13 protein-coding genes are annotated in these 15,126 nt (G+C 69.0%); 8 read left to right on the top strand and 5 right to left on the bottom strand.

Annotated elements, in window-relative coordinates; all coding sequences use genetic code 11:
* Positions 1-5: 5 nt before the first annotated feature.
* Positions 6-1,604, bottom strand: a complete 1,599-nt coding sequence (murJ, locus tag QE416_RS05100; protein ID WP_307314109.1) for a murein biosynthesis integral membrane protein MurJ — start codon at positions 1,602-1,604, stop codon at positions 6-8.
* Positions 1,601-3,847 carry a DUF6049 family protein gene (locus tag QE416_RS05095; RefSeq protein ID WP_307314106.1) on the bottom strand — a complete coding sequence of 749 codons (2,247 nt, stop codon included), beginning with the start codon at positions 3,845-3,847 and terminating at the stop codon, positions 1,601-1,603. The genes murJ and QE416_RS05095 overlap by 4 nt, the downstream gene beginning before the upstream one ends.
* A 107-nt stretch (positions 3,848-3,954) precedes the next feature.
* On the opposite strand from QE416_RS05095, the gene QE416_RS05090 reads away from it, so the two are divergent.
* From QE416_RS05090 to QE416_RS05060, 7 genes are all read left to right on the top strand, one after another.
* A complete protein-coding gene (locus QE416_RS05090; RefSeq protein WP_307314104.1) occupies positions 3,955-5,469 on the top strand; it encodes a methyltransferase in 1,515 nt (504 codons plus the stop codon).
* Between the two features lie 54 nt (positions 5,470-5,523).
* Complete coding sequence (locus tag QE416_RS05085) at positions 5,524-6,951, top strand: CCA tRNA nucleotidyltransferase (protein WP_307314103.1); 1,428 nt, start codon at positions 5,524-5,526, stop codon at positions 6,949-6,951.
* A gap of 200 nt (positions 6,952-7,151) precedes the next feature.
* Positions 7,152-7,712 (top strand): hypothetical protein, encoded by a 561-nt coding sequence (locus QE416_RS05080; RefSeq protein ID WP_307314099.1) that lies wholly within the window; start codon positions 7,152-7,154, stop codon positions 7,710-7,712.
* A gap of 123 nt (positions 7,713-7,835) precedes the next feature.
* Positions 7,836-9,122, top strand: coding sequence for a GAF domain-containing protein (locus QE416_RS05075; protein ID WP_307314094.1), 1,287 nt, complete (start codon positions 7,836-7,838; stop codon positions 9,120-9,122).
* 78 nt (positions 9,123-9,200) lie between these two features.
* Positions 9,201-9,725, top strand: coding sequence for a hypothetical protein (locus tag QE416_RS05070; RefSeq protein WP_307314092.1), 525 nt, complete (start codon positions 9,201-9,203; stop codon positions 9,723-9,725).
* A gap of 276 nt (positions 9,726-10,001) precedes the next feature.
* Positions 10,002-11,552 carry an aldehyde dehydrogenase family protein gene (locus QE416_RS05065; protein ID WP_307314089.1) on the top strand — a complete coding sequence of 517 codons (1,551 nt, stop codon included), beginning with the start codon at positions 10,002-10,004 and terminating at the stop codon, positions 11,550-11,552.
* Positions 11,553-11,712: 160 nt separating this feature from the next.
* Positions 11,713-12,102: a DUF779 domain-containing protein gene (locus tag QE416_RS05060; protein WP_115916462.1), complete on the top strand. Its 390-nt coding sequence runs from the start codon at positions 11,713-11,715 to the stop codon at positions 12,100-12,102.
* 373 nt (positions 12,103-12,475) lie between these two features.
* Here QE416_RS05060 and QE416_RS05055 read toward each other — a convergent pair whose 3' ends face one another.
* The 3 genes from QE416_RS05055 to QE416_RS05045 are packed head-to-tail and all read right to left on the bottom strand — an operon-like array spanning position 12,476 to position 13,958.
* Positions 12,476-13,237: a hypothetical protein gene (locus QE416_RS05055; RefSeq protein WP_307314085.1), complete on the bottom strand. Its 762-nt coding sequence runs from the start codon at positions 13,235-13,237 to the stop codon at positions 12,476-12,478.
* Positions 13,234-13,569 (bottom strand): type VII secretion target, encoded by a 336-nt coding sequence (locus QE416_RS05050; protein ID WP_307314082.1) that lies wholly within the window; start codon positions 13,567-13,569, stop codon positions 13,234-13,236. Before QE416_RS05050 ends, QE416_RS05055 begins: the two co-directional genes overlap by 4 nt.
* Positions 13,566-13,958, bottom strand: a complete 393-nt coding sequence (locus QE416_RS05045; RefSeq protein WP_307314080.1) for a YbaB/EbfC family nucleoid-associated protein — start codon at positions 13,956-13,958, stop codon at positions 13,566-13,568. The genes QE416_RS05050 and QE416_RS05045 overlap by 4 nt, the downstream gene beginning before the upstream one ends.
* A gap of 93 nt (positions 13,959-14,051) precedes the next feature.
* Here QE416_RS05045 and QE416_RS05040 point away from each other — a divergent pair, with 93 nt between their 5' ends.
* Entirely contained in the window at positions 14,052-14,867 is an 816-nt protein-coding gene (locus tag QE416_RS05040) for a hypothetical protein (RefSeq protein WP_307314078.1), read from the top strand.
* Positions 14,868-15,126 lie beyond the last annotated feature (259 nt).

Below are 15,126 nucleotides of genomic sequence, written 5' to 3'. Positions count from 1 at the left end.
CGGGGCTAGCGCTTGGGGAGGAACCGCCGACCGAGCGCGAGCGCCGGGGCGAGTTCGGGGGTGCGGAAGAGGGCCAGGATGCCGATGTACACGGCGAGGACGACCATGCCCAGCACCGCGGCACCGGCGATTCCCGCCGGGACGCTGCTCGTCATCCATCCCTCGGGTCCGCCCAGAAGGATCAGGGCTCCCCATCCGGCGGCCGCCGCGGGGATCGCGGCCAGGGCGAAACGCCCGAGCGCCGGGAGCCAGGAACCGGTGCCGATTCCCGAAAGCCGACGGCGCAGCAGGAACGTCGCCACGATCACCTGCACGATGCTCGCGAACGACTGAGTAAGGGCCACCCCGGCGGCGAGATCCGACCGGTCGATGACCGCGCCTGCCGCGATGGCGCCGCCCGCGACGAGCGCACACTGCAGCAGCGTGAAGAAGAAGGGGGTGCGCGTGTCGTTGTAGGCGTAGAACGTGCGCTGTACGACGAACAGCACGGCGAGGGGCACGAGGCAGACCAGGAAGCACCAGAGCACGGGTGCGGCGGCGAGAGCCTGTTCGGGACTCTTCGTGAAGATCCGGCTCGCGGGAACGGCGGCCACGGCGAGGGCGGCGGTGGCCGCCACGATGAAGAGCCCGAGCGTGCGGATACTGCGTGTGATGTCTGCCCGTACCTCGTCGTCTCGTCCCGCGGCGGCGTGTTCGCTGAGCTGCGTGAAGTAGGGCGTCCCGATTGAGAGCACGATGATCGAGTACGGCAGCATGAACAGCAGCCAGGCGTTCTGCGAGGCGAAGATGGCGGGGTCGTCGCCGGATGCACCCGAGAGCACATTGGACTGCACGATGCCCGCGAGCTGGCCGGCGACGACCATCAGGAATGTCCAGCCGGCGAGCCGGCTGATGTGCCGGAGCCCCACACCTTTCCAGCGGAAATCGGGTCGGAGCGTCAGGCCCGCTCGTCGCCAGAAGAACATCAGGACGGCCGTTTGGACGACGATTCCGCCCGTGGCGGTGGCCGCGAGGAGGGCGATCATCGACGGCGTCCAGGCGTCAACGTTCTCTTGAGGCCCACCGAACAGCAGGACGAACGCTCCGAATCCGGCGATCGAGACGATGTTGTTGACGATCGGCGCCCACGTGTATGGGCCGAAGACGCGGCGAGCGTTGAGGATCTCCCCCAGCAGTGCGTACAGGCCGTAGAAGAAGATCTGCGGCAGACACCAGTAGGCGAAAGCGGTCGAGAGGGCCAGCTGATCGTCGGTGAACTTGCCCGCGTAGACATGCACCAGAAGAGGCGCCGCGATCATGGCGAGAGCGGTGGCGCCCAGCAGTCCGACGGTTCCGAGCGTGAACAGCTTCGAGATGAAGGCTTGTCCCCCGTCGGCGTGCGCGGCGGCCTTGACGATCTGCGGGACGACGACGGCCGTCAACAGGCCGGTCGAGATGATCGCGTAGATGTTGTTCGGCAGCTGGTTGGCGACCGCGAAAGCGTCACCCGCGCTGCTGATCGAACCGATGGCCGCGACGAGCACGACGGTGCGCAGCACGCCACTGACGCGGGACACGATGGTCCCGGCTCCGATGAGCACGCTGGCTCGGCCGATGCTGCTCACGGGCGTGTCTCCTGCTCGGTGTCCGACGCGATCGCGCGGGGTGTCTGCTCGTCGGTCTCGTTGTCGTCGGCGTCCTCCGCGGGGCTGCGGCCGTCGGCATCCGGATCTTTCAACCCGATCCCATCGACGGACTCGTCGTCGTCCGGGGCTTTCGGCGAGGCCTCCTCGGCACGCAGCCGGCGTCGACGGGCGATGGTGCGGATCACCCCGAGGCTCAGGAAGCCGACGATCAGCGCGATGACGACCACGATGCCGATGTTCTCCCACTCGGCGCGCACCTCGACGTCGACGGCCTGGGGCGAGCCGATCGGTACGCCCGTGGGGCTGTAGAGCTGAAGGTCGACGCTGACCTCTCCGTTGGCGATGCGGGCTTCGACGGGGACCTCGACGCGGGTGTTGGCGGAGGCCTGGGCGTCGATGGTCGTGTGATCCTGCACGCGCAGGCGCACGTCGTTGGTGCGCACCGCCATGACGACCGTGACGGGCCAGGGCAGATCGTTGCGGACCCACGGGCGCAGGGGGGCGCTGGAGCTCACCAGTCGGAAGTCGGACGACAGGATGCCGACGGAGTCGAGCGTCGTGCGCGTCGCGGCGCGGTGATCGGAGACGGCCTGACGGGCGGCATCCCCCGTCCAGGACACGTTCGTGACCTGGAGGAGCTCGGCGCGTTCGCGGCCGGTGAGGAGCTCGGGCTGATCGAGGATCGAGGCGAAGCGGTCGATGCTCTGCTCGTCGCCGAGCAGATCGCGGACCTCGTCGACCCGAGCCGTGTCGATGGTGGGGGTGCTGAGGGAGACCTCGGATGCCGGGAGGGCCACCACCGCGCGCAGGGTCGATGCGGTGAAGCCCGGGGCGGTCGCCGCGAGGCCGAGGGTCGCGCGGAGGCTGACGCGAGAGCGATCGGTGCCCCGGTCGAGGACGGCCAGGACCGGCTGATCGCCGGTGGCGGCGCGTGCGATGGAGAGGTACGCCTGGGCGGCCGCGAGCGAGGCGCCGCGGCGTGTGCTGTCGTTCTGTCCGGCCGCGTCGGCGAGGGCGCGCGAGACCTCGGCGTCGTAGACGGGGGTGGATACCCCTCCGACGCGGGCGGAGGCCTGACGACCGCCTCCCGAGACGCTCGTGGACGGGACGAGGACGTGGGCGGGGTCGTCGGCGCTGCCGAGGGTGCCGAGGGCGGCGACGGTGTCCGAACCCGCGGATCCGGTGGCGGGCCAGTAGACGTTGGGCGTGGCGACCCCGATGTCGAGCAGCGTCGACAGCGACGGGAACGTCGGCTGACCCGGCGTCGAGCTCGCAGCCGGTGCGGGGGTCGATACCGCCGAGACGGCCGGAGCCGGCTGCACGAAGTCGGCTGCGGCCATGTAGTTCTGCAGCGACGTGGGCGTCAGCGGGGCCGTCAGACCGGCGTGCAGCTGGGCCGCGACATCGGAGTCGCCGAACTGCAGGGCGAACCGGTCGTTGGGCAGGGCCAGCAGTCGCTGCAGCCACGACACCGCGGTGGGCGGGGCCGCCGAGCCCAGCACGCGGATCGCGGCGGGGATGGCGGGGTCGACGGCCAGGGTCGCGGCGGTGCCGTCGACCGCATCGAGCTGCGCCGACAGAGCGCCGTCGACGGCCGTGAGCTCGGCCAGTTCGTTCGCCGTCAGCAGCCCTCGGGTGAGGGGCGCCGCGGTGATCGGCACGACGAGCGCGATCGGCGTCTGCGCGCCGGCCTCGGCGGGGACGACGACCACGCTGGGGGCGGTCAGTCCCGCACTGGTCGCCAGCACGGGGTAGACCCCCGCCCCGCGGTTGGCGAGAGCCGGATCGGTGCCCGGTGCCGTGAGCGTCGTGGTCGACTGGGCGCCGGAGGCGGTGGCATCCAGTGTTCCCACGGCGATCTGCTGAAGAGCGATGCCCGAGGCATCACCGCTGAGCCAGCGGTCGATCGACGCGTCGTCGGCGAGGGGGGCGGACCCGAGGGAGAGGGTGACGGGCCCGGCGGTCGTGGGCGAGGTGCCGGCCGCGACGGTGACGACGACCGACAGGGCATCGCCGGGGCGCAGGATGCCGTTCGCCGAGGGCGCCGCGGTGAGCACCGACGGAGAGGTCGAGGCCGACGGCGACGGGCTGGGCGTGGCCGCGGAGGCGGCGGTGGCCGGGAGTGCGATGCCCGCGACGAGGGCCCCGGCGGCCAGGGTCGCCAGGAGCCGGCGCGTGAAGGAGCGCCGCGGCACGGGTGCGCCCGAAGGCTGGGAGGTCACGGTCATACGAGCGTCGGCGGAACGAGGGGGCCTCGCACCGCCTGCGAGTCTAGGCCCGCGTACCTACAAGCCCCCCGATAGCCTCGCGCAGACGATTGAATGGACCGGTGCTTCCCGAACCCGATCCTCAGCTGTGCCAGGCCCTCGCCGACGACCTTCGCGCGGCGGATTACACCAGTGCGGCCCTCCGCGACGCGTGGGGGGTGCAGGCCGACGACGCCGTCGCCCGCGGGCTCCGCCGCCCCGCCACTCGGGCGCTGGGCGAGCGCGGTGACGCCCTCGCGGTGCTGGGGCGCCTGTGGGGTCTCGGGCTGCCGGTACCCCGCGGAGACGCCGAAGCGGCCCTCCCCACCCTCCGTGTGGACGGGGCGGCGGCTCTCGGGCTGTTGGAGATCTCGGGGGATGCCGTGACCCCCGCCGCGCTCGTGCGGCCCCAGGCCTTCGCCGACGACGAGGGCGAGGTCGAGTGGTGGATCGCCAGCGACCTCGACGAGGCTGCTCTCGAGGGTCCTCTCCCCGAGGACCACGTGCTGGGCGTGGGCGGAGCGTCGCAGACCCTCGCCCGTCTTCAGCTCACCCGAAGCGCACGCACGGCCCTCGATATCGGCACGGGATGCGGTATCCAGGCACTGCGCCTGCGCCGGCTCGTCGACCACGTGGTGGCGACCGACATCTCCGAGCGCGCCCTGCGCTTCACCCGGCTCAACGCCCTCGTGAACGGTGTGGACGGGATCGAGACCCGCCGGGGATCGCTGTTCGATCCCGTTGCCGGCGAGACCTTCGACCGGGTGGCATCCAATCCCCCGTTCGTCATCACACCGCGTGTCGCCGGGGTTCCCGCGTACGAGTACCGCGACGGCGGAATGGAGGGCGACTCGCTCGTCGCCGCGGTCATCTCGGACATCGGTGAGCACCTCGCACCCGGCGCGGTGGCGCAGTCGCTGGGCAACTGGGAGTACCGCTGGGGCGAGTCGGGGCTCGATCGCGTGCGCGGATGGGTCGGACCGTCGCTCGACGCGTGGGTCATCGAGCGCGAGGTGCTCGACCCCCTCGCCTACGCCGAGCTGTGGGTGCGCGACGGCGGTACGGTGCCCGGGACCCCCGCCTACGCGCGGCTCATCGACGCGTGGCTCGAGGACTTCGCGAGTCGCGGGGTGACGGGTGTCGGGTTCGGGTACGTGCTGTTGCGCAGACCTCTCGCCGGTGGACCTACGCTCGCGCGCTACGAGCGCGTATCGGGTGGCGGGGAATCGGCCTTCGGGCCGCACCTGTCGGCATCCCTCGCCGCGCACGACCGAGCTGCGCTGCTCGACGACGAGGGTTTGGCGGCGAGCGTGCTGCGCGTCGCCCCCGACGTCACCGAGGCACGCCACCACCGTCCGGGCGAGGAGGACCCCTCTGTCATCGAACTGCGTCAGGGCGGTGGCTTCGCACGAACGCTCGAGGTCGACCCGGGGCTCGCGGCCCTCGTCGGCGCATGCGACGGCGACCTGGCGGTGGGCGCTCTCATCGATGCGATCGCCCAATTGATGGAGGTGGATGCCGAGGCCCTGCGCGCGGATCTGCTGCCGCGCGTGCGCGAGTTGCTGGTGACGGGGTTCGTGGGCTTCGCAGACGACTGATCCACCGCCCACCTCGCTCGGTGGCGTCCAGCGGCCCCGGATAGGCTCGAAGGCATGCTGAACATGGCTGAGGGTCTCGCGCGCCTCGAGGAGCTCGCCGCGCATCCCGTGGTCGCCGAACTCTCCCGCGTCTTCGCCGACGCCGGTCGCGACCTGGCGATCGTGGGGGGTCCCGTGCGCGATGCCCTGCTGGGCCGCGTCACCCACGACTTCGACTTCACGACCGACGCCCGCCCCGACGAGATCCTCGCGCTGGTGAAGCCCGTCTCGTCGGTGCAATGGGACGTGGGTCGGGCCTTCGGCACGATCGGTGCCCGGGTGAAGGGCGAGCAGGTCGAGATCACCACGTATCGCGCCGACAGCTACGACGGGGTCACCCGCAAGCCCACCGTCGCGTTCGGCGACACCCTCGAGGCCGACCTCAGCCGTCGCGATTTCACGGTCAACGCGATGGCGCTGCGGGTTCCCGCCCGCACGCTCGTCGACCCCACCGGCGGCGTCGAAGACCTGGTCGCGGGGCGCCTGCGCACCCCCATCGACCCGGCCGTGAGCTTCGGCGATGACCCGTTGCGCATGCTGCGCGGGGCTCGCTTCTCGTCGCAGCTCGACTTCGCCGTCGACCCCGACACCCTCGATGCCATCCGCGAGCTGCGCGGTTCCCTGCAGATCGTCAGTCCCGAGCGGGTACAGGCCGAACTCGTGCGACTCATGCAGACCGATGACCCGGTCCGCGGCATCCGGGTGCTCGTCGAAACCGGTCTGATCGAGGAGTTCTTGCCCGAGGTGCCGGCGCTGCGCCTCGAGGTCGATGAGCACCACCACCACAAGGACGTCTACGAGCACTCGTTGACGGTGCTGCGCCAGGCCATCGCGCTCGAGAAGCAACGACACCCGGATGCCGCGCCCGACGTGCCCCTGCGCCTGGCAGCGCTGCTGCACGACATCGGCAAGCCCGCTACCCGACGACTCGAGGCGGGCGGCGGTGTGACCTTCCACCACCACGACATCAAGGGCGCGCGCATGGCGCGCAAGCGCCTGCAGGCCCTGCGCTTCGACGCCGCGACCACGACCGTCGTCTCGCGCCTCGTCGAGCTGCACCTGCGGTTCTTCGGCTACGCCGAGGGGGCGTGGACGGATGCCGCGGTCCGCCGCTATGTGCGCGACGCGGGCGATGAGCTCGAGCGTCTGCACATCCTCACGCGTGCCGACGTGACCACCCGCAACAAGCGGAAGGCCCAGCGCCTGGCATCCGCGTACGACGACATCGAGGCCCGCATCGCGGCGCTCCGCGAGCAGGAGGAGATCGACTCGATCCGCCCCGAGCTCGACGGCAACCGCATTCAAGAGGTGCTCGGGTTGAAGCCGGGTCGCGAGGTGGGCGAGGCGTATCGCTTCCTGCTCGACCTGCGACTCGACGAGGGCGTGCTCGGCGAGGACGAGGCCGAGAAGCGCCTGCGGGAGTGGTGGGCGGCGCGGGGCTGAAGTCGCGTTCGAGGTTTTCGCCGGTGGGCGGGACCGTTGCGCGGAGTTCTTCGGTGACACGCCGACGGTGACGGACCGCCGGCGGCGGGTCGGTCGCGCGGTCCGCGCGACGGTACGGGCCGCGGGGCACTCGTCCGTTCCTCTGGGATTGACGGCGTTTTCCGGGCGTCGGGAACGGTTTCCCTCGGCAGGCTGGAGCGATGGATGCCACGAGCTACGTGTTCCACGCGCGGGTCGGTCTCGCGGAGGGGACGTCGACGCTCCTCCCGCTGAGCGATCTGGCCAAGATCGCCCCCGAGGCTCACCGAGACGCCCTCGCGAAGTACGACGACACCGCGGAGCGGCAGCGGCTGCGCGACACCGTCATTCCCGGCCTCGACCGGACGTGGACAGAGGTCGTCTTCCTTTCCCCCGTCCACCCGCATGCGATCTGGCAGGCGTGGCTCGAGATCCGGGGTCGTCGTCGGCCGCCGGCGGAGTTCTGGGCCATTCCGGCCGCCGATCTCCCCGAGGGCAGCGTCGTGGTGGACCGCACGCTCACCGCCACGGGCGATCCGATCGACCCGCGTGAGGTCCTGCCGTTCGATCGCGCGTCCCATCGAGCTGTTCTGACGACGACCCGGAAGAATCGCGCCTGGCTGGAGGAATGCGCGCGCCGAGGGGTGAGCGGGGCGTGGTTTCATGGCATCCCGCATGTCCTGGCGCCGGGGCCGGTTCCGCTAGATCGCGCGCACGTCGTGTCGTGGGAGATGGCGCCGTAACGGGGCGGGGCACTCGACGACCGCCCCGGAGGATCGAGCGCGCCCCGCTGAATCGGACCCTCCCGCCGGCGCGACACCCGACCTACACTGGGACCCACCTCCGTCACCGCCGATGGGAGTCCCGTGCCCTCTCCGTGGTCGCGACCGGCCGTATCCCCCGAGACCTCGGGGCTGCTGATCGCGCGTGCCCACGAGGAGCTCGTCGCCGGCAATGACGACCGCCGACTCGCTGACGTTCGACCGCTCGTGCAGGAGTCGTGGCGAAGGTCTTTGGCATCCCTCGTCGGGCCCGAAGGTCTTCCGCCGCTCGATCTGCCCAGCGGCGAGCTGGACGCGTACCGCCGCGCTCACCCGCTCGCCGGGGTCATGGACATGGTGCGCTCGCTGCTCCTGCCCGGGACTGCGGAGGAATCGGGAGTGGTCGTGGCGGTGGGAGACGCCGCGGGCCGGCTGCTGTGGGTCGAGGGCGATCGTCACATCCGTGCCCTGACCGGCGACATGGGGTTCGTGGCGGGGGCGAATTGGGCGGAGGATGCCGTGGGCACCTCGGCCCCGGGGACGGCCCTGACCCTCGACAGGTCGGTGCAGATCCGCGGCGCGGAACACTTCAACCGGCTCGTGCAGCCCTGGTCGTGTACCGCGGCGCCCGTTCACGACCCCGAGACGCGCCGGCTGCTCGGCGTGATCGACGTCACCGGAGGGCCCGAGGCGGTGACTCCTCAAGCGCAATTACTGGTGGATGCCACGGCTCGGGCGATCGAGAGCGAGATCCTCGTGGCGAGACTGCGCGCGCGGCAGACTCCTCCCCCGCGTCGATCGGCGCCGGCGAGGGCCCTGCTGCGCATCCTGGGTCGAGACCGTGCCCTGCTGGAGGTCGGCGGCGCGTCCGTCGAGCTGAGCGCGCGGCACGCGGAGATCCTGCTACTGCTCGCCGTCCACCGCGAGGGTCTGTCCGCCGAGGCACTGAGTGAGGCGGTGTACGGCCACGCTGCCGTCGAGACGCTGCGGCCCGAAATGGTGAGGCTGCGGCGCGTGCTCGCCCCGGTGGCGCCGCGCCTCGTCCCCACCTCGCGGCCCTACCGGCTTCCCGTGGGCCTCGAGACGGACGCGCAGCACGTGCTGTCGCTGCTCGATCGCGGGGCGCACCGGGTGGCGCTCGCGGCCTATGCGGGCTCGGTGCTCCCCGACTCCGAGGCTCCGGGGGTGGTCGAGGTGCGTGAGTCGGTGCGCTCGACGCTGCGTGAGGCGCTGATCGCCGAAGCAGGGGTGGATGTGCTTCTCGCCTACGCCGAGACCGCCGACGCGCGCGACGACGAGGAGGTGCTGCGCTTGTGTTTGAAGCTGGTGCCCGCCCGCTCACCCAAACGCGCGGGTCTCGTGGCCCGGCTGGCGAGCCTCGAAAGCGCGTGACACTCCGTGCTCCCCCGCGCCACCGGGGGATTTGCTGAGAGCCTCCCCGATGTCGGAGGCCCTCGTTACGCTGACCATATGGACGAAAAAGCTCTCGACATCTTCTCGGCAGCTCGCGCCCGTCGCGACGTGGGGCGCATCCGCGAGGCACTCGCCGAGGTCAAGGCGGGCGACGTCGCCCGCGTCATCGTCCGCTCGCCCCGCTACGGGCTCTACGCGCTCGAGGGCACTGTGCGCATCGGCGTCGGCGGGCAGCCGCTCGTCGGCGACGTCATCCTCGCCACGAGCGCCGAGATCCAGCGCATCGACCTCGGCATCGAGGCCCCGCAGCCCGCGCTCGAGGCCGACGTGGTCGACCCCTCGACGCTCCCCCACGGCACCCCCGTGCGCGTCACTTTCCTCACTCCCACGCACCAGACGTTCGCGCTGACCGGGCCCATCACCGCCGGCAACGACCGCTTCCTCCTCGTCGGCAGCTGGATCGTCGCCGACGACCGCGCGATCGCGCCACGCGTGCAGAGCATCGAGCGCCTCGACGACGTCGACCTGCACGCGGTCAACGTCCCCCCGCTGCGTTCGGTGCTCGCCGACGCCGACGCGTAGTCGCGCGGCTGCGCCGAGTCTTCGACGCGCAGAACGGATGCCACGGCCTCGGGGTCGTGGCATCCGTCGTTTCGCGGGGTGCGGTGAGGTCGCGAGATCACGTGATCTCGCCGACATCACCCGTCTTGTCGTGTGTTTTCGTCCAGGTCACGTGATCTCGCGCCCTCCGCGGCCACGACGACCCCGTGCAACCCGATGCAACCTCTCCCGGCGTACCGTCGGCGCATCGCCGCCCGAAGCCGACGCGGCGACTCATGACCGTCGAAGGAGACACGCATGACCATCGTCGAAGAAGGCGTCTCGAGCGTCTACGCCGCTCCCGGAACCCGCGGGGCCGTCGCCGAGTACCGTTCGCGGTACGGGCACTACATCGGCGGAGAGTGGGTCGAACCGCACAGCGGCGAGTACTTCGAGAACATCACCCCCGTCACCGGCAAGCCGTTCTGCGAGGTCGCTCGCGGCGACGCGCACGACATCGACCGCGCGGTCGAGGCGGGGTGGAAGGCGTTCGCGTCGTGGAAGAAGACCACCCCGGCCGAGCGCGGCGTCATCCTGAACAAGATCGCCGATCGGATCGAAGAGAACCTCGAGAAGATCGCCGTCGCCGAGACGTGGGAGAACGGCAAGCCGGTACGTGAGACGCTCGCGGCAGACATTCCGCTGACCGTCGACCACTTCCGCTACTTCGCCGGGGTGCTGCGGGCGCAGGAGGGATCGCTCAGCCAGCTCGACGAGAACACCGTGGCGTACCACTTCAACGAGCCGCTGGGTGTGGTGGGTCAGATCATCCCGTGGAACTTCCCGATCCTCATGGCCGCGTGGAAGCTGGCCCCCGCTCTCGCCGCGGGCAACTGCGTCGTGATCAAGCCGGCAGAGCAGACCCCGGCATCTCTCCTGTTCCTCTTCGACATCATCGGCGACCTCCTGCCGGCGGGTGTCGTGAACATCGTGAACGGCTTCGGCATCGAGGCGGGAGCACCGCTCGCCCAGCACAAGCGGATCCGCAAGATCGCTTTCACCGGCGAGACCACGACCGGCCGCCTGATCATGCAGTACGCCTCGCAGAACCTCATCCCCGTCACGCTCGAGCTCGGAGGCAAGAGCCCCAACGTCTTCTTCGAAGACGTCGCTCTGCACAACGACGACGCCTATTACGACAAGGCGCTCGAGGGTTTCACGATGTTCGCGTTGAACCAGGGCGAGGTGTGCACGTGCCCCTCGCGCTCGCTGATCCAGCGGTCGATCTACGACCAGTTCCTGGGCGACGGCCTAGAGCGCGTCAAGAAAGTGCGCCAGGGCAACCCGCTCGACCCCGAGACGATGATCGGCGCGCAGGCCTCGAACGACCAGCTCGAGAAGATCCTGTCGTACATCGACATCGGCAAGCAGGGCGGTGCGAAGCTGCTCACGGGCGGGGAGCGGGTCGACCTCGGCGGTGACCTGTCGGGCGGGTATTACGTCGCGCCGACCGTGTTCGAGGGCACGAACGACATGCGGATCTTCCAGGAGGAGATCTTCGGGCCGGTGCTGTCGGTCACGTCGTTCGATGACTTCGACGACGCGATCTCGATCGCCAACGACACGCTGTACGGCCTGGGCGCCGGTGTTTGGAGCCGCAGCGGCGACACCGCCTATCGCGCGGGCCGGGCCATCGAGGCCGGGCGCGTCTGGACGAACACCTACCACCAGTACCCCGCGCACGCGGCGTTCGGTGGGTACAAGCAGTCGGGCATCGGCCGCGAGAACCACCTCAAGATGCTCGACCACTACCAGCAGACGAAGAACCTGCTCGTGTCGTACGCCGACGGGGCGATGGGCTTCTTCTGAGCTCCCTCCGGAATGTCCCGCTTCGCGCGAGCTCGACGGACTGAACTCGCACGAAGTGGGACACGCAGCGTGGCGGACGGTATACATGTCCCACTTTGTGCGGATCGGGTTCGCGATCTCCGCACGAAGTGGGACATGCCTCAACGAAGGACGGGAACGGATGCCAGAACTCTCCCGCGTGGACGTGACGGATGCCGCTGCCGCGCTGCTGCGCGAGCTGACGGTCAAGCACGGGCCGCTGATGTTCCACCAGTCCGGCGGGTGCTGCGATGGCAGCTCCCCCATGTGTTACCCCGTGGGCATGTTCCTCACCGGTCCTAGCGACGTGCACCTCGGCGACATCGAGGTCGGACTCGACGACCCCGTCGAGGTCTACATGTCGGAGTCGCAGTTCGAGTACTGGAAGTTCACGCACCTGACGATCGACGTCGTTCCGGGACGCGGCGCCGGCTTCTCGGTGGAAGGACCGACGGGCATGCGGTTCCTCATTCGGTCGCGGATGCTGACGGAGGAGGAGGCGGTGGCGTTCGGGGTGGGCGCGTCGTCGTAATGCCAAAGGAGCAGGTCCTCACCAACCCGAGGCGCTTCGTATGTCGCTTACCATCGCGTTAGTCGCGAGCTGCCGGACTCATGACGCAGCCGTACTCCTGCGCCGACCAAATGCGAGAGGGGCCGAGGGACCGGCACAACCGGCCGCACGACCCAGCAATGCATGAGATCGCGCCGGATGAAGGGAGCGGTAACGATGTTCAGCCCCTTTGTCGTAGGCAATCGCCAATGCGGTGTGCCCCGGCAGTAGCCGGATCTCGCGGGGCACCCGATCGCGAGTTGCTGAATGCAGGCATAGCAACGCAGAACGCCGAGGTCGCCGCATACTCAATTGGCGGGAGGAACGGCGGCCAAGGCCCGATCGAGAAGCGGAGTCACGCGGCGGGCACACTCCCGTCGATGGCCGAGGATGCCCGGTCGACGAATTCCCTGATCGTCTTGGCAAGATCCACGTAACTTCCGGCGGACGTCACGAGGTCGCGGATGAATCCGGAGAGAAGGGCGGTCCATTTGGCCGATTTCACCGCCAGTTGGGCGGCCACTACCGGTGTTGCCGCCCCCAAGGTTCCTGCAACCAGCGCCAGCTCCTGAACGACGAACCCGACGAGGTCTGCGATCACGTCGCGGACGACATCGTGTACCGCCTTGATGATCCCAGCAAGTAACTCCGCCGCAATCCCAAGTCCGGAGCACAGTTCAGCGCACCTGTGCAATGACGACGTCAGGGACGTAAGCAACGCTCGGTAGGCGTCAGCAGCGGCCCCGTCGAAGTCGCCCAGGTCGCTAACGTAAAAACGCAGCGAGTCTGACGACCCAGTGAGTCGACCCGCGATGTTCTGCCAGGTCTCGGCGAAACCGGCGACCTCGTGATGGTCGCCGGTGAGCTCGTTCAGCCAGTCGTTCAGCGGCCACATATGTTCGAGAAGCCATCCAACGCCGAGCGAGACGAGGGTCGCGATCGGGTTTACGACCGCGTCGACGCCAGACGCGAGGATCGAGCCCCCGGCAAGTGATGCCCCAATCCAATCGCCCCCCGAGATGGACTCGACGAGGAGAGATCCATCTTCGAACGGACCAATGCCGTCGGCGAGACTGCCTGCTTCCGGTAGTGCGATCAGCGCATTTGTCTCCGTCACGTGTATACACCGCCGTCAATTTTCGCTCGGAGAGTTTCTAGCTCGTACACGAAGCGGTTCTCGAGGTCCTCGAAGTCGTCGGCCATCTGCGTTGCTGCGGTTGCAGCTCTCCCCAGGGCGCGCTCAACGGATTGGAGGGCACCTGTAGCGCTCAAGCCGAGGAGAGTCGTCGGGGTGGCGGCAAAGGCACAAATGATTCCGAAAGCCTGCCCTCCGAGAGAGACATGCCCTGCCGCCGAGGCTGCTTCAGCAACGTCGCTCGACAGCGCCGCCACTTTACGAGCGTGCTGCCGCAGGAAATCCGGATCTACTCGAATACGATCGTCGCTCACCCTGCATCCTCTTGCTTCGCTTGTGGGCGGTACCGTTCAGCATTCGTGCGAAGGCCAGCGACCGTTGGCGCGTCGGGTCCGAGAGCATCCGTAGCCAGGGCGATACTGCGACGTGTCGCTTCCTCGTAGCCCTCGTCGAGCCCCTGAAGGAGCAACGAACGGACCCGATCGGGACCCAATACGAACGCCTGGTGAGTGAAGCCGACATCGAGCAACCGTCCGTTGGCATCCACTGAAACGTTTACCTGTCCACCTGGGGAGGAGATTTCGACGCGTATCGCCTCGATGTCCGATGCGAGTTGCTGCATCTGCTCCGCCCGACGCTGGCTCAGGGCCACCTGCCTGTCGAGCTTGAGTAGCGCTTCTTTCACTTCTGCAGAGTCCGTCACTCAGCCCTCCTTGAATGTCGTGCTCAACACCATAGGGTCTCCCGCGCCACAGACGGAGTCTCGTCTTGACACCGCAGCGGGCAGAATGACCCCGTGCACGCTGACATCGACTTCACGCCGCTCACGCATCCGACCGATCCGCCGGCGAGGACAGACCCGACGGCGAACGCCGTCGCTCGTCTAGCCCTGGCGAACGGCTGGCAGTACTACACGCATGCGGTCGAGCAGCAGCTGCCCGGGGTGGTCTTTCGCGAACCGAATGGCAGGTCGCGATTCTCGCAGCGCGCCGTCAACATCGTGCGCATCCCCGGCACTCCCATGATGGAGATCGGTGACAGCTTCTACACGGAGGTCGCTGTGGGGAACCAGTTCACTCAGCGGTGGGGGTATCTTGCTGTGGACGTCGGCGTCGCGATGCCCTCCGTCACGATGGAATCGCGGTCGAACTTTGCCCAGAGCCCTCTGCCGGCAACCCCGGCCGGGGCTCTAGCGGACGAAAGTCGTAGCGGCCTCCGCGTAGAGGCAGCCCCCGGAGCAGAGTTTGCGGCTGACGCGCTCCTGACGCCCGAGGTCGTCGAGGCGTTGGACAACGGGTCATATCCGTTGGATGTGGAACTGAACGGACGGTGGCTGTTTCTGTACGCCCCTCGCTCTCTTTCGACGGACGACGCGCAGTCATGGAAGCACACTCTTCGTACAGCGCAGCTACTCATGGACCGTGTTCGTGAGACCTTCCCGATGGACGCCTCGTCCTCGGGCGCTGAGGTACACCAGTTCGGCGCGCCCGTGACGCCCATGCAGTCGCGGGGCAGCCGTGTGAACCGTATGCGAGTCACGTGGTACCTACTGGCCGTGGTCGCCGCGATGGGGGTTGCGGGGGGTGCCGCGCTGCTTTTTGGCGGCCGATGACATCCAGGGCGCCGAACGGGGCTGTGCAGTCCCCTCCACCTTCGGAAGGTTTTGCGCCCCCGCTCACGCCCCTTAGTTGCCCGGATCGTGTAGCTCAGAGGCATGACGGACGGCTGCTCGGTTAGGGCGTACTCGCCGTCCTTCCGTGAGGTCGCGCGGCCGGGGATGGCCTCCCACGGGACGCTGCCGTGCTCGACGAGCGCGTCGAAGCGGAGGCCTCTGCCGAGCAGGGCGGTGACGATCTCGCCGAGGCCGTGAT

The sequence above is a fragment of the Microbacterium sp. SORGH_AS_0421 genome (assembly GCF_030818635.1).
GTDB lineage: Bacteria > Actinomycetota > Actinomycetes > Actinomycetales > Microbacteriaceae > Microbacterium.
Note: the sequence above shows the minus strand (reverse complement) of the source record. Positions and strands in the feature narration are given on the sequence as shown.